This window comes from Neomesorhizobium albiziae (assembly GCF_900114255.1).
In the GTDB taxonomy this organism is placed as follows: Bacteria; Pseudomonadota; Alphaproteobacteria; order Rhizobiales; family Rhizobiaceae; genus Neomesorhizobium; species Neomesorhizobium albiziae.
In genome coordinates this window covers 1-22,549 of the sequence record NZ_FOSL01000028.1, presented here as the reverse complement: position 1 = coordinate 22,549, position 22,549 = coordinate 1, and the positions used below count along the sequence as shown (strand labels likewise).

Sequence of the window (22,549 nt, the reverse complement as noted above, 5' to 3'; positions counted from 1 at the left end):
TGCGTCAAATATGAAAGTAGCAATTGTACACTATTGGTTGGTCGGGATGCGAGGCGGGGAGAGAGTCCTTGAGGCGCTTTGCGATCTATATCCAGATGCGCACGTATATACACACGTCTATTTACCAGAAGCTGTGTCTCGATCCATCTCCAGTCACATGGTGACTACGACCTTTATCGGGCACATGCCCTTTGCGGCAACCATGTACAAAAAATATTTGCCGTTAATGCCAATGGCGCTCGAACAGCTCGACCTGTCAGGATACGACCTCGTTATCAGCAGCGAATCTGGGCCTGCAAAGGGAGTTATCGCGCATCCCGATGCCGTACATCTTTGCTACTGCCATTCTCCGATGCGTTACATCTGGAACCTATACCATCAATACCGCTCCGATGCTGGAATGACGACGCGGTTCATGATGCCGGCATTCGCCCACTATCTCAGAAGCTGGGACCAACTGAGCGCCGACCGCGTCGACGCTTTCGTGGCCAACTCCCACAATGTGGCCCGCCGGATCTGGCGCTATTACGGTCGCAGGGCTGCCGTAGTCTATCCGCCCGTCGATATAGATTCGTTTCGCGCCAATTCTGGTACCCCCCGAGGCGATTTCTACCTCTTGGTTGGCGAACTTGTTGCTTACAAGCGCGCCGATCTCGCGGTGCGGGCCTTCAACCACCTGAGAAAAAGGTTGGTCGTAATAGGGGGCGGCGAGATGCTTGCCTCGTGTCGCCAGCTCGCAGGCCCGACAGTAGAAATTTTGGGCACGCAGCCGATTGATGTTCTGAGGTCTTCTTACGCTCAGGCCAAGGCGCTGGTTTTCCCCGGGGAAGAGGATTTTGGCATTGTGCCGGTCGAGGCCATGGCCGCCGGTTGCCCGGTTATCGCGTTCCGAAAAGGTGGCGCTTGTGAGACCGTCCTTGAAGGTAAGACCGGCGTTTTCTTTGAGGAGCAGACAGTAGAAAGCCTCGTCAGTGCGGTTCGGAATTTCGAAACGGTTCGCTTTGATCCGGAGTTCATTGCCAACCACGCTGCGACCTTCGGAACAGCACGTTTCAAGCGGGAAATGTGCGAAGTCATTGATGCCGTCATGGAAGCAAAGGGACAGCGGCCAACACCGGTAGCGCCTTATAGGGCAGAGAATTCGACACGAATTCCATCCACTCATCCCGTTGATCTATCGTCGATCACGCATGGCTCGCAGGCTGCACATGCCGAATACGATCGCTCTCTTCAATCTTAAATACAGTCCCAATCTCGGCGACGGGATCATTGCTCTATGTCTTGAACATGAGCTGCGCCGACATTTTGTCTCATGGGATATGCGGTCCATCGATCTGGCGGGTCGCACTGAATGGGCTGCGCCCACGAGAGGCGCTGGCCGGGCGGCGGCGCTAACGTTACTCAATCAATTACCTTCCTGGGCGGGCGAAATTGTTGTTCGAACCGCTCTGGGTGTGGAGTTTCGACAGCGACTTTTGCAATTTTACAGGGAGGGAGTTCGTGGCTGTAGATTCGCCATATTCGGGGGCGGGCAGCTCTTTCAAGATGGGGACCTCAATTTTCCGTTGAAGGTCGCCGCGGCCGCCGAAACGTGCAGCGCCGCCGGCGTACCTTTCGCGATCTACGGAGTCGGCGCGACTGCCAGTCGCTCACAAACTGGCAAACGATTGTTCAACCGTGTTTTGACGGCATGTCAGCGCGATGTTGTCTTTGCACGAGATGACGCCTCCGCCGAACGCTTGAGAGGTCTTGGCGCCTCTCGCGCAAAGCGATGTCTTGATCCTGGGCTTTTGGCATCCGACTTGTGGCCGAGCTCGACGCGCTTGCCTGTCCGTCGACCGACTGTTGGCCTCTGCATCACCCATCCAGCAGTGCTTGGTCACCACGGTGGAACAACCAAGGGCTCCCCCAAGGCATTGTTGGACCGCATCATCGCTCTTATCGGGCGCTTGATGGATGGCAACCATATCGTGGTGTGCTTTACAGACGGGGCAAACGAGGACGAGTTGTTTCTGGCGCGCTGCCACGACCGGCTACGCGAGACGGAGATAATCGGGGATCAGGTCGTCATTTGGCCGCGGTGCGCGAACCCGGCCGAACTCGCGCGTCTGATCGGCTCTTTCAACGTCGTCATCGCTCATCGCCTCCACGCCTGTATCCTCGCCCATTCCTACAGGGTCCCGTCGATCGGCTTGAAGTGGGACCCGAAGTTGCAAGCATTCTTTGACGTGGTCGGTCAGTTCGACGGGGTGCTCGATTTCGAGCGTACGTCTAACGATGTTTTCGCATGCAGGGTCGCTGCCGCACTTGCAACACCCTTTCCGGCAGAACGGCACAGAGCGGCACTCAAGTCGGCGCGCGCGGGCGTGCGCGAATTGGCCGATGGCCTTAAGAAAATCCTTGCGAACGAAGCAGGCGGGCCAGAAGAAAGGGTGGTGGCATGACGCTCGAACCCCTTGGCTGGTTCTTCCTTCCGCTCGGCGTTCTGATCTTGTGGAGAGGTCCCAGCCTTGGCCTCTTCTTACTGTGTCCGGCGACGCTCCTGGGGGCAGCTGCGGCCTTCAAGCTGCCTGCACTTGGCGGGGCAAGCATTCAACCTGCCTACCTTCTGCTCGGTTTTCTAGCAGTTTCGGTCTTCTGCCAGAGGAGCCTTTGGCAGGTAGCCCTGAGGAGCTTGGCTTTTCCCAATGCCGGCTTTTGGTTCGCGCTCTTCGTTGTCTACGGGTGCATGTCGGCATTTTTCTTGCCTCGCATTTTCGCGGGCCTGACATACGTCTTTTCACTTGCGAGGTTTGGCGACGACGTCGGAATCCAGCTCCTTCCTCTCGCGCCACGACCCAGCAATATCACTCAGGCTGCTTATCTGATTGGGAATTTTGTCTGTTTCGCGGTCGTGGCCGCCTTTGCGCGGCTGGGCGGTTCATCGATCATCGCGAGAAGCGTCGTCCTCACCGCCGTGCTGTGCCTTGTATTTGCCGCTGCCGACCTCCTAACATATGTGACGAACACGCAATATCTCCTCTCGTTTATCCGCAATGCGAACTACCGAATGCTCAGCGATGGCGAGATCGGTGGCCTGAAGCGGATCGTAGGGTCTTTCTCGGAAGCCGGCGCTTATAGCTATGCGGCCCTGGCCCTCTATGCCTTTGTGCTGGCCCTGTGGCTTGAGGCCTATCCAATGAAACGCCTTGGGTTGCTGTGTAGCTTGCTTCTTGCAACGATTTTGCTGTCGACATCGTCGACTGCCTATGCTGCCGTTCTTGTCTTTTCTCTCATCACCCTTCTTGGGTGCCTGTCTCGGTTCGCGCAAAACCGGGCGACATCGCGGCAGATGTCCTATGTCGGCCTGGCGTTTGTGGTTCTGCCGACAATTCTAATGGTCACGATGTTGCTGTCGGGTGTGTGGAGCACGATTACAGGGCTCTTCGAGGCAACAGTCGTCAACAAATTGGGATCTCAGTCGGGCATTGAACGCATGCTCTGGAACGAGCAAGCTCTTGTGACCTTCCTGGATACGTCGGGGATGGGCTCCGGGGTGGGAAGCGTAAGAGCCTCAAGTTTCATCGTGGCCTTGGCGGCGAGCGTGGGCTTGCCTGGCGTCCTTTTGTTCGCTGCTTTCCTATTCAGCCTATGGCGAACCGCCGCTGTCCACGCGAGTTCGAGCTCCGCAGACGCGATCGTGATGCGGGCCGGCACCGCGGCCTGTCTTGCCCAATTCATTGCTGCGACAATCAGCGCGGCCGGAACCGATCTCGGTCTGTTCTTTAGCATAGCCGCTGGCCTTGCGAGTGTTCCCGTTGCCGAACGGATAGTCCGTACTGAGTGGGGAAGGGACGCTGTGGCGGTCCCCGTGGTCACCCCTACAGCGCGCTCGATACCTTGACAATTTGAGGCTGAGACGATGTCCACGCAAATCACACCCAACGATCTCAACCTACGCGTCGTTGCTGCTGGCAGTGTGCCACACGAGCGGTCCCTCGGTCTTCGCAATTTCCTGCCCTTTCTCGCCTCAAATTGGTGGATCATCGTGCTGTCCAGTACGTTATTCGTGGGCGGTGCGCTTCTCTACATTGTCAACACTCCCCCGAGTTACGTCGCCACGGCGCAACTGATAACGCGGATGTACGGGGAACAAGCAGCAGATCAGCTATCGAATTTACCCGACGATGCGGTCATCGAAGGTCAAATCGAGGTCATCAAGTCCGACGACGTGCTCCGATCGACGATCCGCAAATTGGGCCTCGTCAGCGATCCGGAGCTCGCCTCTCAAACTCCGTCAGTCGTATCACTCGCACGGTCATGGCTTGCAACGGCCTCGCCCGCTGATCTCCAAGCAATGCTTTCGTTCAATCCCGTGCAAGCGGAGATGACGGTCGCCGAAAAAGAGCGTTTCGTAATCGCTGTCATGCGTGGCCGCCTTTGGGTCCGCCGAATCGGCCGATCTTCCGTTCTGGACATTGCCTTCAACTCCAGTGACCCGGAGAAAGCCGCAACGATCGCCAACACCATCGCCAAATCCTACATCGAAAAGGACATTCAATCGAAATCGATCGCGGCGACACAAGCCACCGATTGGTTGTCAACTCGTCTGACCGAACTCCGAGAACAGGTCTTTTCCTCGGATCGGGCTGTAGAGCGATTCAAGGTTCAGGGCGATGGCGCGCGGTCGGGAGGAGGTCAGTTCAAGCTGAAGGAACTGCAAAGCGTAGCCGACACCTATCGAAAGGTGTACGAGGGGTTCCTTCAGCGTTGGGCTGAAACCCGGCAACGTATATCCTACCCCGTTGCGGATGCGCACTTTGTGACACGAGCCACGGCGCCTCTCAGTAAGACCGAGCCGAGATCGGCCATTATCATTACGTTCGCGGCCTTGCTGGGTATCGCGACGGGCGGCGCGATAGCTGCGGTTCGCACAGCCTTGAACCGCAGGATTTCTTCCCCGTCCGACGTTGCCATCGGAACCGACTTGCCATGCTTGGGCGGCGTTTCTCTAGTCAATCCTATCCGAAACAGTAATCCTGAAAGCTCTCCACCTATCCCCCTGATCGCGGTGCCGCGAACCCAGCGGTTTCAGGCAAAACCAACAGCGCGTCGCCGCCGATCGCAGGCGGTCATTGCGCGGGATATTCGCCATCTGAAAGCAACGCTCGCCGGGCTATGTCATCAAAAAAGAATCAGTGTCATCGGATTCGTGGGTCTGCATCAAGCAGCGGGCACGACAACGATCGCGGCCAATCTGGCTTTTTTGCATTCAGCCTCCGGCTCACGCGTGCTGCTGATCGACACTTGCGCCTCAAGCCCTACAATCAGCCGCTATTTTGCCGACGAAGGATCGGCAACACTCCTCGAACTCCTGAACAGTGCGGACCCTTATTCACTCCTGAGGATCGACGAATCGGATCATCTGACGGTTGTGCCGGTTGGACGCTTCGATGAAAGGGTATCACCGGGCGACAGGCTCTCGTCCCGGCGGGCGTCTTTATCGCTGACCGATTTCAAAAAGCGGTTTGACGTCACTTTGGTTGACCTTCCATCGCTGAAGGATTCGGCCGACGCGCGGGCGATAGGCCCTCTCCTGGATGCGATCGTTGTCGTCGCACGCGCAGGAACCACGACGCTGGACGATCTGGACGACGGGATCGCTGCACTTGAAAGCGTGGGCGCGCGCGTTGTGGGGGTAGTCCTCAATGCCGTTACCGATCTGAGCGCGCGGCATGAACACAGGGTAGTACGATGACCCTTTTTTCCCTCAAAGATCACCCTCAGGTTAAGCGCCGGCTGAAAACCGTCCTAGAAGCTATCGGCTACGACACGGTCGATTGGGCGCGGGTCGAAATGTACCGCGAGTCGTTCAATTTCTTGCGGCAGCTTGGCCCCCAAAAACTGGAGGTCCTTGAGATATCGGGCGGGGTTCATTGGCGCCGAGAGTTCAATTTCAAATCCTATACCACGACGAAATACCCTGAATTTGACATCTGCGCGCAAACTCTTCCCCAAACATTCGACGTTGTTATCGCGGACCAGGTGTTTGAGCACCTGGCATGGCCATTGCGAGCGGCGAAAAACATATACGAAATGGTGCGACCCGGCGGCTATTTCATCATCGCCACCCCGTTTCTGCTTCGTGTGCACAATTCACCGATCGACTGCAGCCGATGGACCGCCACTGGCCTCTCTCACCTTCTGCAGGAGGCCGGCTTCGCTGCCAATCGCATTCAAACCGCCTCATGGGGAAATCGGGCCTGCCTGCGGGCCAACTTTAAGAAATGGCCAAAAAGAGGGTTCACCGGCTCCCTGAAGAATGAACCCGATTTTCCGGTTATGGTTTGGGCCTTCGCACAGAAGGCTCCTCCCTAGGACAGGAGGATTGTAAATGGACGCATCGTTCAGCTTGCGGGAACCGCGCGAGCGGCCTCCCAGGAGGGATATACGCCCAAGAATTGCCGTCGGCATAGCGACCACGGGACGAGCTGATACGCTTTGCAAGACTTTGAACTTGCTCTCGGATCAGCTTCGGTTTCCGGACGCGGTCTTTATCAGCGCGCCAACTGCTGCCGATGTGAAAGGCGTCGCAGCGTGCTTCCCAACGAGCACCATCACGCTCGGCCACCGCGGACTAACGCGACAGCGAAATGTTATCCTGGAAATGGCCTGCGAGAAAACCGACTTGTTGGTGTTCATCGACGACGATTTTTTGCCCGGCAGAGCCTACCTGCAGGAAACGCTTGCCGCTTTCGCCGACCACCCTGATGCAGTCATGACCACCGGTCACGTTGTTCGAGACGGAATTCGCGGCCCCGGACTGGATTTCGACAGTGCGTTGGCTGAACTCACTCGATGCGATCAGCAAACATGTTCCGAAGAAATCAGGGACGTCGAGGATGGATACGGTTGCAACATGGCCATGCGCTTGGCCGTAGCTTCGGCACATGGCGTCCGATTCGACGAAGATCTACCGCTCTATGGCTGGTTAGAGGACGTCGATTTCAGCCATCGCCTTGCGAAATACGGTCGCATAGTAGCGGTCCCGAGGGCCAAGGGAATCCATCTCGGCATCAAGCGCGGTCGCCAGTCCGGTGTTCGACTCGGCTATTCACAGATCGCCAACCCTTATCATCTCGCGCGAAAGGGCAGCGTTTCCTGGCGCCGCAGCTTTTATCTCGCCAGTCGCAATATTGCGGCCAACCTTTTCGGCCTGATCAAGTCCGAGCCCTACATTGATCGCGTCGGCCGGCTCACTGGCAATGTCAAAGCGCTCGCCGATCTCGCTAAGGGGCGGATCTCGCCATTGCGGATCCTTTCACTATGAGCGCAAATTCCGTCCCCGCAACGGCTCTACCGAACCGAATTCCAAGGGCAGCATTGCTGTTGTCTTCGATCGGCCGTCCCATCGATCAGGTTGTCATCATCAACGATGCGTCTGTCGCCAAGGGCGGCGCAACCGAGATGGTCCTCAAGACGCTTCGCCTTCTGGAGGAGCGTGGGATAAGGGCGTTGCTTATCTGCGGCGACGACGGCAAGGGCTTTTCCGGTGCTGCAACCAAAGTTGAACCGGTGGGTGGCGTCCATATTGCCGACGCTGCGCTGCCATTTTCGATCGTAAACGGCCTCTACAACTACCATGCCGCGAAGTGCATCAGCAGGTGGATTGAGGCCCACGATACGCCCGGCACGATCTACCACCTTCACGGCTGGTCGAAAATTCTTTCGCCGTCGACCTTTTCGGCGCTTCGACCCGTTATGCGCAGGGTGGTCGTTCACGCTCACGACTTCTTCCTTGTCTGTCCCAACGGCGGCTATTTTGACTATCAGGCAGGGTCACCCTGCGAGCGAACGCCGCTTTCGCTCGAATGCCTTGTCACAAACTGCGATCGCCGGAACCGGGCCCAGAAATTGTGGCGAAGCGCGCGCCAGTTTGTACGGCGCGGTCTCGTCAGGTTCGAACCGAAGCAAATAGGCGCGGTCCTGGCGGTCCACGATGGAATGCTGGCGCATTTGAGTCGCGGGGGAATTGACATCCAATGCTTGAGGGTCCTGCGAAATCCCGTCGAGCCCTGGCAGGGTTTGCGCGTGAGGGCGGAACACAACCGTGACTTCATATTTATCGGGCGGCTTGAAGCCGACAAGGGCCCGGATCTTCTGGCACGGGCGGCACAGCAGGCGGCCGTACCGGTCCGCTTTATCGGAGACGGGCCGCTCGCAAACGATATCGCTTCGATCTATCCCGGTTCGGCGAGACTTGGACGACTGTCGCTCAACGCGATCATGGAAGAATTAAAGACCGCGCGCTTGCTGGTGATGCCGAGCCGGACGCGCGAAACCTTCGGCCTGGCGGCCTTTGAAGCCATGACGGCCGGCGTTCCCGTGATGGTTCCAAGCTTCGCGATGATCGCCGCTGAAATTGCTGCGGAAAACTTCGGCATCACCGTCAACCCTTACGACGTGGGCGCGTTGGCCGCCATGTTGCATCGGCTTGCCAGGGATGACGCAATCGTTTGCGCCATGAGCAAAGCCGCTTATTCGCGCTCTGGTCAATTCGCGCCGAGTTCAGCGGAATGGTTGGATCAGTTGCTCGGCATATATGCGGAGGTGCTTCATGCAGCCCATCAATAACCTCGATCCAGATAAATCAATCGCCGAACTGGAGGCCGTCGCCATCTCAGGGCGAGGCTTGTCCAATCGCCTCACCGGTAAAAGCGCAATGACGCCACTCCATCAGCAACCGTCAAGTCAGGGGCCAACCTAATGCTCCACGCAACTTGGAACACGATCGAAAAGTCTCCCTCGATGATGGGGCTTTACCGCACCTATCGACGGTTGCCCGAAGCCATCAGAGTGCCGGCACGCTGGATGCTCATGCCGCGCTGGCAGTTGCTTTGCGCCTCTGTCCGCCGACGCGCAATGAACCGGGTACAAAGCGGTCCTTTCGCCGGCATGAATCTCGAACTGACGCCGCTGTCGAACCGCAATCTGCTCGGCTATCTGCTCGGGACGCATGAGCTCGAACTGCATCCGGTCGTGGAGACCATTATCGCCCGAAACTATCCCCGTATTGTCAACATCGGCGCCGCTGACGGCTATTACGCCTTGGGGCTCGCCCGGCGGATGGCGAATGCGGTGGTGGAAGCATACGAAGCCCTTGAACAGCACCACGCCTTGCTGCGAAACGCGGCCGAAAGAAATGGTGTGGCTGATCGCGTCTGGCTGCGTGGCCTCTGCACGATCGATAGTCTGAACGAGAGCCTCGGCGACGGAACCGGCAAAGTTTTTGTACTAGCCGACATCGAGGGCGCGGAAATGCAACTTCTTAACCCGGTGAAAGTACCAGCTCTGCGCAAGACGGACATGCTGATCGAGACGCATGACGTGCTTCAGCCGGGTTGCTCCGATTGTCTGAAGCAGCGGTTTTCGGAGACCCATCTGATCGAGATCGTGCCGACGCGTCCTCGAAAGCTCGCGGACCTGCCGCGTCAGGCGATTCCAGGATGGGCGGGCTCGATGCATGCTCTGCTCGTCGAACTGATGAACGAACGTCGCATGGGAAAACAAGAATGGATGTTCCTTTCGGCAAAAGCGTAAGCGACCGTTGCAAGGGTCGGGAACGGGACACGGGCCATTCAGCCGGTGACGGTGAGGACGGTATCGACATCCTGCTGGCGAGCGGTACGCCGCACCTGCCTCAGGAGACGGGCGGGCTACAAGTCAACACGCATGAACTGGCTCTGGAGTTGAACGCGTGCCGAATTTCGACCGCGGTGCTTGCGAAACTCTCGGTCAAAGACGCCTACGGCGCGCGCGCCTTTGTGTCTACAGGACTGAGACGTGATGGCGTGGTCGTCGACAAAGATCTCGGATACCGGGTTTTTCGATCGCGAAACCCATGGGGCGGCCTCCGGGGAATGCCTTCACCGACCGTTGTCATAGTTCAGAACGGCCGAATGGTGGAGATGGCGACAAGCTTCGAGAATCGAGGCGTCCCCGCCGTGGCCTACTTTCACGGACTCGATTTCGAGCGGATCACTCGGCCGTGGCCGGCAGGGGCGGACTTGCCGTTCCGAGCGTATATCGCAAATTCCAGGTTCACCGCCAAACGCGCCGAACGTCGGCTAGGCGTCAAACCGGCCATAGTGCCGCCGGTTTTCCGGCCAGAACGCTACCAAGTCATATCGTCCCGGCGCTTCGTGACATTTATTAATCCGGTTCCGGAAAAAGGGATGAGGGAGGCGCTAGCGATCGCCGCACTCTGCCCCGACATTCCCTTTCTTTTTGTCAAGGCATGGCAGCTCTCTTCGAAGGAGGTGAGCCGGTTGGAGCGGGCGATCGAGCGTCTGCCCAATGTCGAGCTTGTTGATCGAACCAGCAATATGAGGACGGTCTATGCGGAGACAAAGATCCTCCTGGCTCCCAGTCAATGGGAAGAGACTTGGGGAAGGGTCGCGACCGAGGCTCACTATAGCGGAATCCCTGTTTTGGCCAGCCGTCTCGGTGGACTGCCGGAAGCGGTCGGTCCCGGCGGAATCCTGGTGGATCCGGCGGCCCCGGCCGCCATTTGGGTCAAGGAGCTGCAACGCATGTGGCGAGACGATCAACTTTATGGACGTCTCGCCAGTGCGGCTTCTGACTATTCAAAGCGATGCGAGATTACTGTTAGCCGGCAAATCGAAACACTGCTTTCGGTGTTGGAAGGCGTTGTCAAAGGAAGGCTGACGTCATGCTGATTAGCGGAGGTGTCCTGGTGACCACACACTCAGCGTTGCCGCTCCCAAACTTTGACGTAGTCAACAAACATGTAAGACGGATTTGGTGTCTCCGTAATCGAAAAGCCGCTTCCAAGCGCGAGATCGATGAGAATGTATTTCGGCATGCGGTGCTCCGCCGGCGTAGGCGTGGCCCAAACCTCACGACGATCGAAGTAGATACGAATAAAGTCTTCCTCGACGCTGACGCCATAAGTGTGAAAGTCCGCAGAAAGCGAGCCCGGCTCCACCGCGACTTTCTGATGGACGCTGACGCTGCGACCTTTGCCAGCGCGGGCCCAGACGTGAACCGCGCTGGTGAACCGCTCCGGAAACTCGCCGTGATGCTCGACGACATCGATCTCTGCGGTATAGGCATCCGTTCGGCCTATGAGCCAGAATGCCGGCCAGAGACCAGGTCCCGAGGGAAATTTCGCGCGGGTCTCGAAATAACCATAGGATTGGGTGAATCCGTCGTTTCTTGGATCCACGGAGGCCAGGAGGCCCGACTGCCAGCCCGATCCCTCCCGATTTCGCGCCTCGATCCTCAGGATACCGTCCCGTGTCGTAAACGGAAAATCCGGACCGGGGTCAGCAAAAGCGGCGTCGCCGAAGTCTCCGTTCCATGGTGTATGGGCGATCCAGCGCGTGCCGGGTCCCCGAGAGGAAACGTCGAGCCAATCGAATTCATCGTCGAAAACCAGCGTATAGCCAGAAAGGTCGATTGTGGCCGCCTTAGTGGGTCCGCCTGCGGCTGGACCTTCCAACGGCAGGGCTCCTGCTGCGGGCAGGAGGGCCGCGGCGATCGTCAGGTGAAAAGCATATCCGCGCATATCTTCTCCAGTGTGGAAATACGCCTTGGCAGGAAACCTAGGGCCGCGGTGGGGTACCGCAAGTCCGATGCAAATTTCACGGTAGTGGTATCGACCTCATGGGAACTCCGTTGATGTAAGTGAAAAGGTTATCGCCTTGTTGACGACATTTGCTCAGCATACTGTCCTGAACGCGGTTTCCGGCTCGTGCCTGATGCTGGCAAGTCTGTTCAGCGGGATTGTCATCGCGCGCCTCCTCGGAACCGAGGGCACCGGGACCGTGGTCCTTTCATTGTGGATTGCATCCGTCATTACTCCTCTTATCGGCGGTGGCATGTCAGCCAGCGTCGCTAGGGCCCTTCCCGAACTCCGAGGCCGAGGCGAAGAGAGGCAAGCCCAAGCCTTCTCCGGTTGGCATTCGCGCCGCCTCCTCACCAATCTCCTGCTGGCGTTTGCGGGCTTCGCTGCGGTCATCTCAATCCAGACAGGTATGGCCGCCCGCATCGGGGCGTTCTTGAACCCGCAGGGCAGTGAAGCTCAGAGCAAGGCTCTGCTTTTTCTGCTGCCCGCTCTCATAGCCGCACAGGTGATGGCTCTATTCGGCAATAATTACCTGCGTGGCTTGCAGGACTTTTCGCGCCTCGCACGGCTTTCAGCCTGGTCGCTGCTGATACAGGTCATTTTTGTCGGCATCGGCGCGGCCTATCATGGCGTTCCTGGCGCGATAGCCGGATATCTAATCGCTCAGCTACCGCTCGCTTCCACTGTTTGGACGTTGCTGCCCCGGGTGGGCGAAGTCGAGCCAGCCGTCCTGCAGCGTTCGCTTCGCTACGCGCGCTTCGCCTGGGCGGCTAACATCGCAAACACCTTCGTCTGGTCACGCCTCGAGATATTCTTCCTTGATCGATATTGGGGACATGCTGAAATCGCTTTCTTCAGTATCGCACTCGCGCTGTCGAGCCTCGCCAGTCAAGGACCACTGCTGCTGACGGGCGCCTTCCTGCCGCTCTTCGCAAAACAGCGTGGACGCGGCGACGAAGCAGCCATGAAGGCAATTTACGTCACCGGCACCCGGTTGACCGGAATGCTTGCCATCCCCGCGTGCCTGGGCATGGCCGCTATAGCACCAGCGATTGTTCCGCTCTTCTACGGCGTGGAATTCACAGCTGCTGTTCCGGCTACTGCCGTCATTGTCGCAGCGGCTTCAATATCGGCGACGACGGTGATCGGAACGCATCTCGTCAACGCGTCGGAACGCAGCGACATTATTTTCTACACCGCCATTTTCGGAGCAATTCTGGCGGTCGTCGGGGGCCTGCTTTTGGTGCCGGAGTTCGGCCTGATGGGTGCTGCCGTCTCCCGCGCCATCATTCAGATCGTCATGGTCGGAGTGGGCATGTGGTTCGTGACGTTAAGGCTCGAATTTCCGTTTCCAGCCCGATCAATCCTTTGGATTTACCTCTGCTCTGGCTGCTCGAGCGTGGTTGCGTGGGGTATCGTTGCGACGCTCGAAGCGCCACTCTCAATACTCGTTGCAATCGTGGCGGCCAGTTTTGTGTACCTCGGCTGCCTCCGGCTGTGTCGCGCCGCCGACCCGGACGACCTCCAGATCCTGTCAGAAATCGTCGGTTCTTTTCCAAAGCCGTTGTCCCTGTTTGGCGGGCCGGTTCTCTGGTTGCTCGGTCATCCCACGAAACCGACGGAACGGCAACATGTCCCCTAACGAAAGGACAAATCCCATGCCAGGTCCCAACAGCTACAATCGCAAACCCTCGCTTTCGTCCCATTTCATACGACCAGCAGCCTGTTCTGCCCGGGCATACGGAATAATCGACGCTCTCGTCACAGGCTCCCGACAAGCGGGACTTCGCGTCTTGCTATTAGCGACGTTCCTGCTCGCCACCTGCCTGCAATCAAGTCTGGCAGACAGCTATCGTCTCAGCCCGTATGACAAGATTGACCTGCGCGTCGTTGAGTGGCGGCAAGGGGAGGCGGAATACAAGGAGTGGGAAGCGCTGACTGGAACGTATGCGATAAGCGATGGCAATATCTCAGTGCCGCTCGTCGGTGAAATTTTGGTTGAGGGCAAAACCATCGGAGAGGTTTCCAAGGAGATTGCCGAGCGTCTTCAGGGGCAAACCGGTTTGCTGAATGCGCCATCCGTCAGCGTTAACATTGCGTCTCACGGCTCCATTTACGTGATGGGCGACGTGCAAAATCCCGGCGAATTTCCATACAGCACGAACATGACCGTACTCCAGGCTGTTACTGTGGCGGGGGGCCTTCGTCGCAAGGTGGACGCCGCCTTTATGCGCCTCGATCGGGATCGAATCGCCGCTGCTGGAGAGTTGGAGGAAGCCGAACTCGCGTATACCCGGATGCTGGTACGTCAGGCGCGCCTCGAAGCCGAGTTGGAAGAAAAGAATGATTTCGGGGTACCCGTGGAACTCAGCGACCATCCAAAGGCATCGGGGATTGCGAAGGAGGAGCACGGCTTCATGGCTGCGCGGAATTCGATGCTACGCTCAAAACTTGACACATTGGTGGATCTTCAAGCCCTTAATGAACAGGAGATTGTTACTCTCGATGACAAGATCAAGTCGCAGCACGTTCAGATAGAACTGGCTAAAAAAGAATTGAAGGGGGTGACGTCCCTGCGGGAGAAAGGTCTCGCAGTAACCTCCCGTCAGATGGCGCTCCAGCGCGAACTGGCCGACGCGGAATCAAAGCTCCTTGACCTGGAAATCGCTTTAGTCCGAAGCAAACAGGCGCTGAAGAAGGCAGAGCGAGACGGCGAGGATCTGAGAAGCACCCATCTCGCCGAAATTGAGAAGGATCTTCAGGAGGTGCGACCAAAACTTGAACAAGCAAAGGTTCAGATGCGCACCGCAGCATTGCTCGTAAACGAGGCGACAGTGACCACTCCCGCAATTCTGGAGGCTCGCGAAAAAAATGCAGTGCGTTCCGAACCTACCTTCGCGGTCGTCCGCGAAGTAAAAGGTTGGCCGAAGAGGATCTCCGCCGACGCTTATTCGACGCTGCGACCGAGAGATATCGTAGAGGTCGTGATAGTTGACGCGCCAAATGCCGGGCAATCGCTGCGGATCCCGCCCGGGAACTAGCCAAAATCCAAGTGTTCCCCAAAAAGCCTGTTCCAGCGCTCGCATTCGCGCTCTTTGTTTCTCGCCGGCACAGCGTTATGGTGGTGAAGCAGAGGGTTCAGATGTTATCGACGCTCGTAGCGCTTGCCGTGCTGTCAGCCGCTTCGGCGTACTGGCTTCGAGTTGTGGGTTTCGCGATAGTCATGCCAATCGCTCTAGTAGTCCTCGGTTTTGCATTCCGGAATGAAATACAGACGTTCGGCGAAGCTGTGGTCTTTGCGCTTGTGGTCCTTGTCATCATGCAGGCTGGCTATTTCCTGGGAGTCCTCACCTGTTGGGCTCTTCCGCTCCGCAGCCAAAACAGGACCGTGAACGCGAGTAAATTTCGACTGAAGTTCATCAAGTGGTAACGCTGCACAGGCCGTTCTTGCTGAAATGGCGGACGCAACGTCTAGCAGTTTAGCAAGATCCTCTGCCTCTTATCGAAGAGCGCAGAGGCACCCAGTCCAGCGGCTGGCGACTTGAAGTAGCCCGCAGCCATATTTTGGACTGAAAACTGCCGTGTAACCATTTTTGAAGGGAAGACTGCCTGTAGAGCCTGGAGCGCACTGGCGAACTCGTTGGTGGCGACTGGTGATGGGGACTTCGACCATGTCGGCGGCGTCGAATTGGCCTGCGCTCTGGCGGACGTGGCAAACCTTGCCGCTTTTAGATCGTTGGAATGGGCGATCGCTGGCGCATCAGTTTCTGTTAGCTGGTGGCGTAGTTTCTCTTGCTGCGATGGTCGCGGTAGGTCTGCTGGTGACGAAGCTGATCGAGACCGGGGTCACTCGCAATTCCGCCGCGGCTACCGCACTTTACGTAGACAGCATTATCGCCCCGCTCTTGCCGGATATGCAAACCAACGAGGTGCTCGGCGACACGGTCACGCGCGCTCTTGATGAGACGCTGGGGCAGGGCGCACTTGGCCGCAGACTGGTTTCCTACAAACTTTGGCGCCGCGACGGAACAATCCTCTATTCCAAGGACAAAAGCGTTGTCGCTATTCGTTTGGAGATGAACCAGGACCTTGCGAGAGCCTTCGCCGGAGATATGACAGCACGGTTCGAGCGCATCGAGGATATTGAAAGCGAGGCCGAGCGCGCCATTGGTCAGCCCCTGCTTAAGATTTACAATCCGGTGCTGCAGCCTTGGTCGGGAGAAGTGGTTGCAGTTTCCGAACTTTCTGAGATTGCAACAGAGCTTGAACGCAGTTTGCGGCAAGCGGCGCTTTTGAGCTGGTTGGCAGTCGCTTCTGTGACCTTGGGCTTTTTTCTCGTTCTTTCGGCGATTGTTTTTCGTGGTAGCCGCGAAATTGGGAATCAGAGTCATGCGCTGGAGGCGCGAGTTCGGGAGCTTTCGGACCTGCTCGCCCAGAACAGATCACTTCGCCTGCGCGTCCAGCGAGCGTCGCAGCGTACTACTGCGCTCAACGAGAGCTTTCTTCGACGGATCAGTGCAGATCTGCACGACGGGCCGGCACAACTGGTTGCGCTCGCGTCGCTCAAGCTGGACAGTGCGGCGCTCCTGGACCCGAACTCATCTGCTGAAGAGCGGGAACGCATCGCCGTCGCCATAAAATCGAGTCTCGACGGCGCCATGCGGGAGATCAGGAATATATGCAATGGTCTGGTGCTGCCGCATATCGAGTCGGCACAGCTGACCGAGGTTTTGGCCCTGGCTGTAAGCGAACATGAGCAACGTACCGACTCCGGGATCGAACTTTCGCTTTCCAACCCGCCTCAATCGCTATCGCCTTCGGCGAAGATCTGCATTTATCGTTTTGTCCAAGAGGCACTGAACAATGGATACCGTCATAGCAACGGCGCTCGGCAGTCGGTGATGCTGACGTCAGAAAACGGACAAGTCTTCGTTGAGGTCTGCGACAACGGCCCGGGTTTTGATCCAACGGTCGTGCGGCCGGGTTGCCTCGGTCTGGCGGGACTTCGCGAGCGGGTAGAAAGTCTCGGCGGCGGCTTCGAAATAGAGTCTTCAAGTAATGGAACGAAGCTGAAAATGTTCCTCAATATAGACGAAGTCAATCGGGCATGACAGCGTCAATAAAGCTGGCGGTCGTCGACGATCACCCGCTGTTCAGGGAAGGTGTGACTCGCGCGCTTTCGGAGATTGGCGGTTTCGAGGTTGTCGGGGAAGGCAGCACAAGAGAGGATGCGCTGCGGATCACCGAGAGGCACCGTCCCGATGTTGTCCTAATGGACATATCAATGCCCGGTGGCGGATTGAGCGCTATACCCCTAATCCTCGAGCGGTATCCCGATCAGAAGATCGTCATGCTGACTATTTCCGAGGCCAGAGATGATATCATCACCGCCTTGAACAGCGGGGCCCGAGGCTACGTGCTCAAAGGCGTTGGCGCACGGGCGCTCGCTGAGATCTTACGCACTGTTGCGTCCGGCGAGAAATATGTCTCTCCCACATTATCGGCACGCTTGCTCACCGATCTCGCGGCAAAATCCGCCTCATCGGCGAAAGCCGGCACGCTCGCCGACCTGACAAGTCGAGAGCGAGAGATCTTGACCTTAGTGGCGACAGGGCTCAGCAACAAGCAAGTCGCATTGCAACTAAATCTTCACGAGAAGACGGTGAAACATCACCTAACCCGAGTCTTCGTCAAATTAAATGTCAGCAACCGGATGGAAGCCGCCATCGCGCTTCGCGATGCCGATTCCCGTTGATCGCAACCAGGAGCGATCGCAATCGATCCAACATCGATGTCGGGAACGCCCCTTCTTGGCGAATTCGAACGAATGGGCGCACCTGGCGAACTCGCTTCAGCGCATCAATCCGCGCAGTCTGGCACTGTCGGCTTCGGTTGCGGGCCGATTGATGATTGTGCGGCCCACGGCATCTTTCATGACGTAACGGCCGTTCTCGATCTGCTCCTTCATTCCTTCCGGGTGCAGTACTTTGATATTCGAACCTTTGAGCTCAATCAGATCGCCAGTAACCGGGTTGACCCGTTGAAGGCCGCCGCCACCGGACTTCCTTTCGGCGGCTGAATCGTTACGGGCATTGCTCTGAGCTGCGGCGCTGTCATCGCCTCCGCGACGCCCACCGTTCTTGCCAGACCCGCCACTGCTTTCACTTTTTGAGCCAGCCTTACCGGTGCCGCCGCCGGTGTCAGCCTTGCCACCGCTCCTACTCGAGCCGGCCTTCCCGGTGCCGCCCTTCTCAGACCCGCCGCCCGAGCCTTCCTTTGCCCAGGCAGCCTGTAACGAGAGTTCTGGTGAATCGGCGTTCAGCGTTATTCGGCTTGGCGCAATGACGAAAACTAGGGTTGCGGACGCGCCAAGGAGACCCACAATTGACATTCTGCGCAGGAGCATCCCCGTGCTTCCACTCTTAAGCTCTACACTCCTGCACAATAGGCATACAAGTCGAGCCGACCCCCTAGTTTGTCCGAAAAAGTGGCTCAGTGTCGCTTCGAGCTCATAGTTGCCCGTGACAGCCGTCGCCTAGCGCATCTTTGACGATGCATACCGTCTTTGGCGTGCATCGCGTCCATCAAATCTACCTTGTTTCCAGTGGTCCATCTCTTGAATCGACTGCCAAAGGAAAACGGTTCCGCTACCAAGACGGACCGGCGCAAGAAGAGTAGTTGGGTGCGCAAGCCACCGAGCCGCGCTGGTCGCTTGACTCTGTGCGGACATTATAAGGACGTGACTTGGAGCGTTGAGCGCATCGGTTACCGTCGCCACGAAAGGGCAGCCTGCTAGCGGTTCAGCCGGGCTGCAACTAGATCCATGCCCGAAAATCGGCGCCGGAGCCATAGCTTGGCGCTGCGCTCCTCGCATCCCACTTCGACCGAACCTTCTGTGCAACGGGACAGCCCAAATTGGACTTCTATACATTCGATACAATGGGCGTTTTGGCGCGGCGGCGTCAGACTAAAGGCCCGGCGAGGGGGGACTAGGGGCAAGGAGGGATCAGACTGAAGCCCGAATCCGGAACGATGGAGGAACGTTCCGCGACGACGGTAATTAGAAGGATGGATGAGAAGGGATGGATCAAGCTCGGTTGGCGCCGGCAGCAGTGTGGGCGCGCAGGCCGAGGGTGGAGAGAACCATGTCAAACGCCCAGCTCTGTGCGCGCCATTCGCACGACGCGCTCTCCCAACCGCTGCGCGAGCTGCTTCCTCCTGTGGGGGCTCTGTCGATGGAAGTAATCGCTGTCGCGGAAAGCAATCTTGGCGTCAGTTCACCGATGGTCATCGGATTGTCGGTTCGCCATGACATATTGCGGGGCGGCTCGCAGTCCGGCGCGCGCCCCCAGAAAAGCGCGCTTATATCAGAGTATTCAGATCTTTCTGAGCCTCGGCGTCGCGAGCCATGGAGGCAGGGGTCAAGCGTAGTAGGCGGTGCCAGAGGACTTTAACTATGCGAGACCTCGAAAATGACTTCGTGGTCAATCAGCTCGCCAGAGCAACCATGTTCCGGCGATTCGGACGGGCGATTTTGACCGAAATAGCTGAAACCGCCGCATATCGTAGGTTTGGCAAAAACACGACCGTGATCTATCAAGGGGACACGCCCACCCATGTTTATGTCATCGTTCGCGGAAGGGTCCGGCTGAGCCTTCCACTATCTGACGGTCGAGATTTTATTTTCTCGGATTTAGGTCCCGGCGATGTATTTGACCTCAGCAGTTTGTTCATCGCGCAGGATAGCCGCATGAACGCTGTCTCGATCTCGGAAAGTCATATGCTGCAAATCGGAGTTACCTCAGTGGTTTCTTTGTTTGACCGCCACACCGATCTCGCTTTGAACGTGGTTCCGGTATTCTGCCAAGCGATGCTGGACGCTCAGGAACGCATCATTGACGGCACTGCCGGCCTCCCGATGCGACTGGCAACCACACTTTTCAGGATCATGAAAGATCCGCACGGCATTGAAGTTTCGGAAGATGAACCGCAGACAATTCATCTTTCGCAGACCGACCTCGCAGCGATGGTTCCGGCATCTCGGGAGAAAGTGAACCGCTGCCTGCGTGATTGGCAGCGCCGGCAAATAATCCAATACGACCACGGCTTTCTAACCATCCTAAATCGCGACTACCTAAAGTCGATCGCTCTCGGCCGACGGAACACGATAGGTTTTGGTTGGATGCCAAAGGCGCCACTCCGACAAGAAGGCTTCGGCTGCCGGATTTCACCGTAGCGAGGCATTAGGCTTTCCCGCAGCGGCTATGCTTCAACCGACACCTCGACTGATGCGAAGCTGTGGCGAAGTCATGAACACGAAGTGCCGGAAAACTGGCGCTCGTACCCTGAAAATCTCCCTCTACTTTTTCGGTGTAGCGCATGAGCGAAGTTGTTGGCCGGAAACTGAAACCCTGGTGACTTGCGGGACGTGCCCCGTAGACTAAGGCCAAATTGCTCGGGCGATCTTCACAACGCTTTTAGCCCGGGCGATCGGCGCGGGAATTTCGCGACCTTGTTGAAGCGCTTTGTAATGAATGCGGATGAGATGTGCCGGATCTCCCGGTCCTGGGATCCGAAACACCGTGGTCCCAATTGCGTTTTGGGCCGTCTGAATTAGGACATGGAGTGCCGCTCCACTCACCCGCACCCCCCTCGCAAACAATCGTAGCCCGGACCTGTCGCGCCATAGCTGGAGAAGCATGTTCCTCAGGTCAATCTGGAGCGTTGCACGAGTGCCGTAAATCGTCACGATGAAGTCGGTCGGATGCGATGAAAGCGACAAGGTGAGATCGACAGTAAGCCCGTTGCTGCCGGCAAAAAGAAGACGCATCTCATCGTGTAGAGGGAACGGCAGTCGGCCACTTCTAAGAGCGTGCTGGTGAATGAGCTGAAGTTCCTGATCGGCTAGCGCTCGCGCCACGGTCAAGGGATGTGGAAGCAGATCCTCGAGAATCCCGCCCGGAAGTTCTTTGGCCCAAGACCAGTTACTCAAATCTGCGTTCACAGAACCTGCATCGAAGCCGAAGAATCCAGCTATGTGTACCAACTTCCCGAGCGTGCCACGCGCGATTGAAGCACGGCCGGCAAGGATGCGAGGGTCGAAAGCAAAGTTCTCGTTCACTCCAACCGTGAGGCCAGTAGCCTCCGCTTTCTTCTGGAGTGCATCACAGCCCGCGACCGTCAGCGACGGCGGCTTTTCGACTAACACGTGAACGCCTCTATCTAGCGCCTGATCAGCTAGCTGTTCGTGCGTGTGAGGTGGTGTGACAACGTGAACTAGTTGCGGCTTGGCATTTTCATAGAACTGGTCTGGGTTGCTGAAGTGGTGGGGAATACCGAACCGGATGGCAATATCCTCCGCAGCCCTTGCATCGATATCGAAGATCCCCACTACCTCAACACCCGAAAGGTGCCGCAGTGCTCTGATATGAGCGGAGGAGGTCCTGCCCGCTCCTATGATCCCAACTCGTTTGATAGTCGGCATTACCCCCCTCCTGAGTTGGACATTTCGCCGCAGGAAGTGCGCTTTCGATAGAATGCACATCGATGTCGACCGGCGCGTTGCAAGTCGCGAATACGAAACGAATGCCAGGGCAACCATGATTCTCGAAAGGATTGTTGGCAAGACCGAGTTCGTTTGATCAAAAAAGGCCCAAAAGGGTGAGCGAGCGCCAATGCTAGGTATCGGTAAGCTGCCGGTCGGTCGGGCCTTTAAAGTTCTTATAGATAACGGGCATAGTCGTTGACCGCCATTAGTATAATTCAAATGTTTGTGTTGTACTTGACTATCGAAAAGTTTGTCGTAACTTGAAACACGATAGGGGGCTTCATTAAGAACCTGTAACACAGACGGTAATGAGACCCTTATGACTGTCTCTATATCTGACTATCTGAGAAGTGCGCCGCGCACGATTCCGCCCGGTAAGATTGTCGTTCACAACGACATTCGTCCTCATCTCATATTGGGAACGGATGGCTTTCGTGCCTGGACGGCACCAGCCCCAGCTTCACCGGAGTATGAAATCTGCCATTGCCGTTGGGCGCGGCATTTGTCCGAGCACTATAAAGTTAGGCGGGGTTTGCAATCGATTCATTAGTCTCGGCCGACAGCGGCGGTCATTGCGCTCCCGCATATGCACTCGGGCCGAAGGCGGTTCGAGGCTGTACGGGCGATATTGGTTGAAGGGCTTCCCGGTGAAGTTACAGGTGGTCGGACGTCTTCTTTCTGTCAGATGTCCAAAATCGTTTGGGGCTTTGCATCCACTTCCGACAAGGACGGAACGAACCACGTTGTTTCCCCGGGCGTACATGCGCTATGCGTCGAGCGTCGAAGCTTTCCTCAAGAATGACTGTCACATTGATAGCGGTGCACGGTATCGGGTGTTCCGAGGAAATGCAGTGCGCTTTTGGGCCTTCGCTCAGGCGATGGGCCACGCAAGCGGCTACTCAACTTCTATAAGAAGTACAGATTGGACCCGCCGGCACTTCCGTCTGCCTGATTGAATCAAGTCGACAGCGTCGAAGTCGTGGCTGCCCTGAGCTTATCCGTACTATGCGGAGTCGCCAGCCTCACCCCACTACGAAGTTGTATCTGCCGAACTTGCGTTCGCTGGCCGCGGCAATGTCGAGCAAGAGGGCAGAATCAAAAATGAAATCTCGGTTGTTTTCAGGTTCGTTCGGGAAATAGAGTTGCGTGGTCAACACACGTCCCCCCGGCCTCTGAACCTTCAGGTGATAGTGCCGGGTGCGGCCGGGATAGAGCCCTGGAACGATCGTATCGAACCACCATCTGCCTTCAGCATCGGTGAATTGATGTCCGCGGAGTTTGAAGCCGGTGTTGTCGTAGGTCCCGGTTTGATCGGCATGCCACAGTTCCACGAGAGCCTGTTCCACCGGTTCGCAATTCCGGGTCAACACGTA

18 protein-coding genes are annotated in these 22,549 nt (G+C 57.2%); 14 read left to right on the top strand and 4 right to left on the bottom strand.

The features are described from left to right. Positions 1–10 precede the first annotated feature (10 nt). From F3H98_RS26450 to F3H98_RS26410, 9 genes are all read left to right on the top strand, one after another. Positions 11–1,240 (top strand): glycosyltransferase, encoded by a 1,230-nt coding sequence (locus tag F3H98_RS26450; protein ID WP_149763382.1) that lies wholly within the window; start codon positions 11–13, stop codon positions 1,238–1,240. After that, positions 1,209–2,444, top strand: a complete 1,236-nt coding sequence (locus F3H98_RS26445; protein WP_188130577.1) for a polysaccharide pyruvyl transferase family protein — start codon at positions 1,209–1,211, stop codon at positions 2,442–2,444. Before F3H98_RS26450 ends, F3H98_RS26445 begins: the two co-directional genes overlap by 32 nt. Next, the gene (locus F3H98_RS26440; RefSeq protein ID WP_149763378.1) at positions 2,441–3,883 is read left to right on the top strand and encodes a hypothetical protein; all 1,443 of its coding nucleotides are present in this window, start codon (positions 2,441–2,443) and stop codon (positions 3,881–3,883) included. Before F3H98_RS26445 ends, F3H98_RS26440 begins: the two co-directional genes overlap by 4 nt. An 18-nt stretch (positions 3,884–3,901) precedes the next feature. Beyond that, a complete protein-coding gene (locus F3H98_RS26435; RefSeq protein WP_149763376.1) occupies positions 3,902–5,737 on the top strand; it encodes a GumC family protein in 1,836 nt (611 codons plus the stop codon). Next, positions 5,734–6,357: a methyltransferase domain-containing protein gene (locus tag F3H98_RS26430; protein WP_149763374.1), complete on the top strand. Its 624-nt coding sequence runs from the start codon at positions 5,734–5,736 to the stop codon at positions 6,355–6,357. Before F3H98_RS26435 ends, F3H98_RS26430 begins: the two co-directional genes overlap by 4 nt. Before the next feature lie 16 nt (positions 6,358–6,373). Further along, positions 6,374–7,309: a glycosyltransferase family 2 protein gene (locus tag F3H98_RS26425; protein ID WP_244621912.1), complete on the top strand. Its 936-nt coding sequence runs from the start codon at positions 6,374–6,376 to the stop codon at positions 7,307–7,309. Positions 7,310–7,446: 137 nt separating this feature from the next. Next, positions 7,447–8,613, top strand: a complete 1,167-nt coding sequence (locus F3H98_RS26420; RefSeq protein ID WP_188130576.1) for a glycosyltransferase family 4 protein — start codon at positions 7,447–7,449, stop codon at positions 8,611–8,613. A 132-nt stretch (positions 8,614–8,745) separates the two neighbouring features. Next, entirely contained in the window at positions 8,746–9,579 is an 834-nt protein-coding gene (locus F3H98_RS26415; protein WP_149763370.1) for a class I SAM-dependent methyltransferase, read from the top strand. After that, a complete protein-coding gene (locus F3H98_RS26410; RefSeq protein WP_188130574.1) occupies positions 9,552–10,718 on the top strand; it encodes a glycosyltransferase in 1,167 nt (388 codons plus the stop codon). The genes F3H98_RS26415 and F3H98_RS26410 overlap by 28 nt, the downstream gene beginning before the upstream one ends. 29 nt (positions 10,719–10,747) lie before the next feature. On the opposite strand, the gene F3H98_RS26405 is transcribed toward F3H98_RS26410, so the two are convergent. Further along, entirely contained in the window at positions 10,748–11,569 is an 822-nt protein-coding gene (locus tag F3H98_RS26405; protein ID WP_149763366.1) for a glycoside hydrolase family 16 protein, read from the bottom strand. 136 nt (positions 11,570–11,705) lie between these two features. Here F3H98_RS26405 and F3H98_RS26400 point away from each other — a divergent pair, with 136 nt between their 5' ends. The 4 genes from F3H98_RS26400 (at position 11,706) to F3H98_RS26385 (ending at position 17,384) form a co-directional block, all read left to right on the top strand. Beyond that, positions 11,706–13,271, top strand: a complete 1,566-nt coding sequence (locus F3H98_RS26400) for a lipopolysaccharide biosynthesis protein (protein ID WP_149763364.1) — start codon at positions 11,706–11,708, stop codon at positions 13,269–13,271. Between the two features lie 151 nt (positions 13,272–13,422). Further along, entirely contained in the window at positions 13,423–14,670 is a 1,248-nt protein-coding gene (locus F3H98_RS26395; protein WP_188130573.1) for a polysaccharide biosynthesis/export family protein, read from the top strand. Positions 14,671–15,300: 630 nt separating this feature from the next. Further along, the gene (locus tag F3H98_RS26390) at positions 15,301–16,740 is read left to right on the top strand and encodes a sensor histidine kinase (RefSeq protein WP_149763409.1); all 1,440 of its coding nucleotides are present in this window, start codon (positions 15,301–15,303) and stop codon (positions 16,738–16,740) included. Continuing rightward, a complete protein-coding gene (locus tag F3H98_RS26385; RefSeq protein ID WP_149763360.1) occupies positions 16,737–17,384 on the top strand; it encodes a response regulator in 648 nt (215 codons plus the stop codon). Before F3H98_RS26390 ends, F3H98_RS26385 begins: the two co-directional genes overlap by 4 nt. A 96-nt stretch (positions 17,385–17,480) precedes the next feature. Here F3H98_RS26385 and F3H98_RS26380 read toward each other — a convergent pair whose 3' ends face one another. Further along, a complete protein-coding gene (locus F3H98_RS26380; RefSeq protein WP_149763358.1) occupies positions 17,481–18,035 on the bottom strand; it encodes a hypothetical protein in 555 nt (184 codons plus the stop codon). 1,050 nt (positions 18,036–19,085) lie between these two features. Between F3H98_RS26380 and F3H98_RS26375 the strand changes: the two genes are divergently transcribed. Next, positions 19,086–19,865, top strand: a complete 780-nt coding sequence (locus F3H98_RS26375; RefSeq protein ID WP_188130572.1) for a Crp/Fnr family transcriptional regulator — start codon at positions 19,086–19,088, stop codon at positions 19,863–19,865. A gap of 204 nt (positions 19,866–20,069) precedes the next feature. Here F3H98_RS26375 and F3H98_RS26370 read toward each other — a convergent pair whose 3' ends face one another. Both F3H98_RS26370 and F3H98_RS26365 read right to left on the bottom strand, forming a co-directional pair. Beyond that, positions 20,070–21,113: a Gfo/Idh/MocA family protein gene (locus tag F3H98_RS26370; protein ID WP_188130571.1), complete on the bottom strand. Its 1,044-nt coding sequence runs from the start codon at positions 21,111–21,113 to the stop codon at positions 20,070–20,072. Between the two features lie 1,085 nt (positions 21,114–22,198). Beyond that, a partial coding sequence (locus tag F3H98_RS26365) for a dioxygenase family protein (protein ID WP_483237996.1) occupies positions 22,199–22,549 on the bottom strand: 351 nt, incomplete at its 5' end.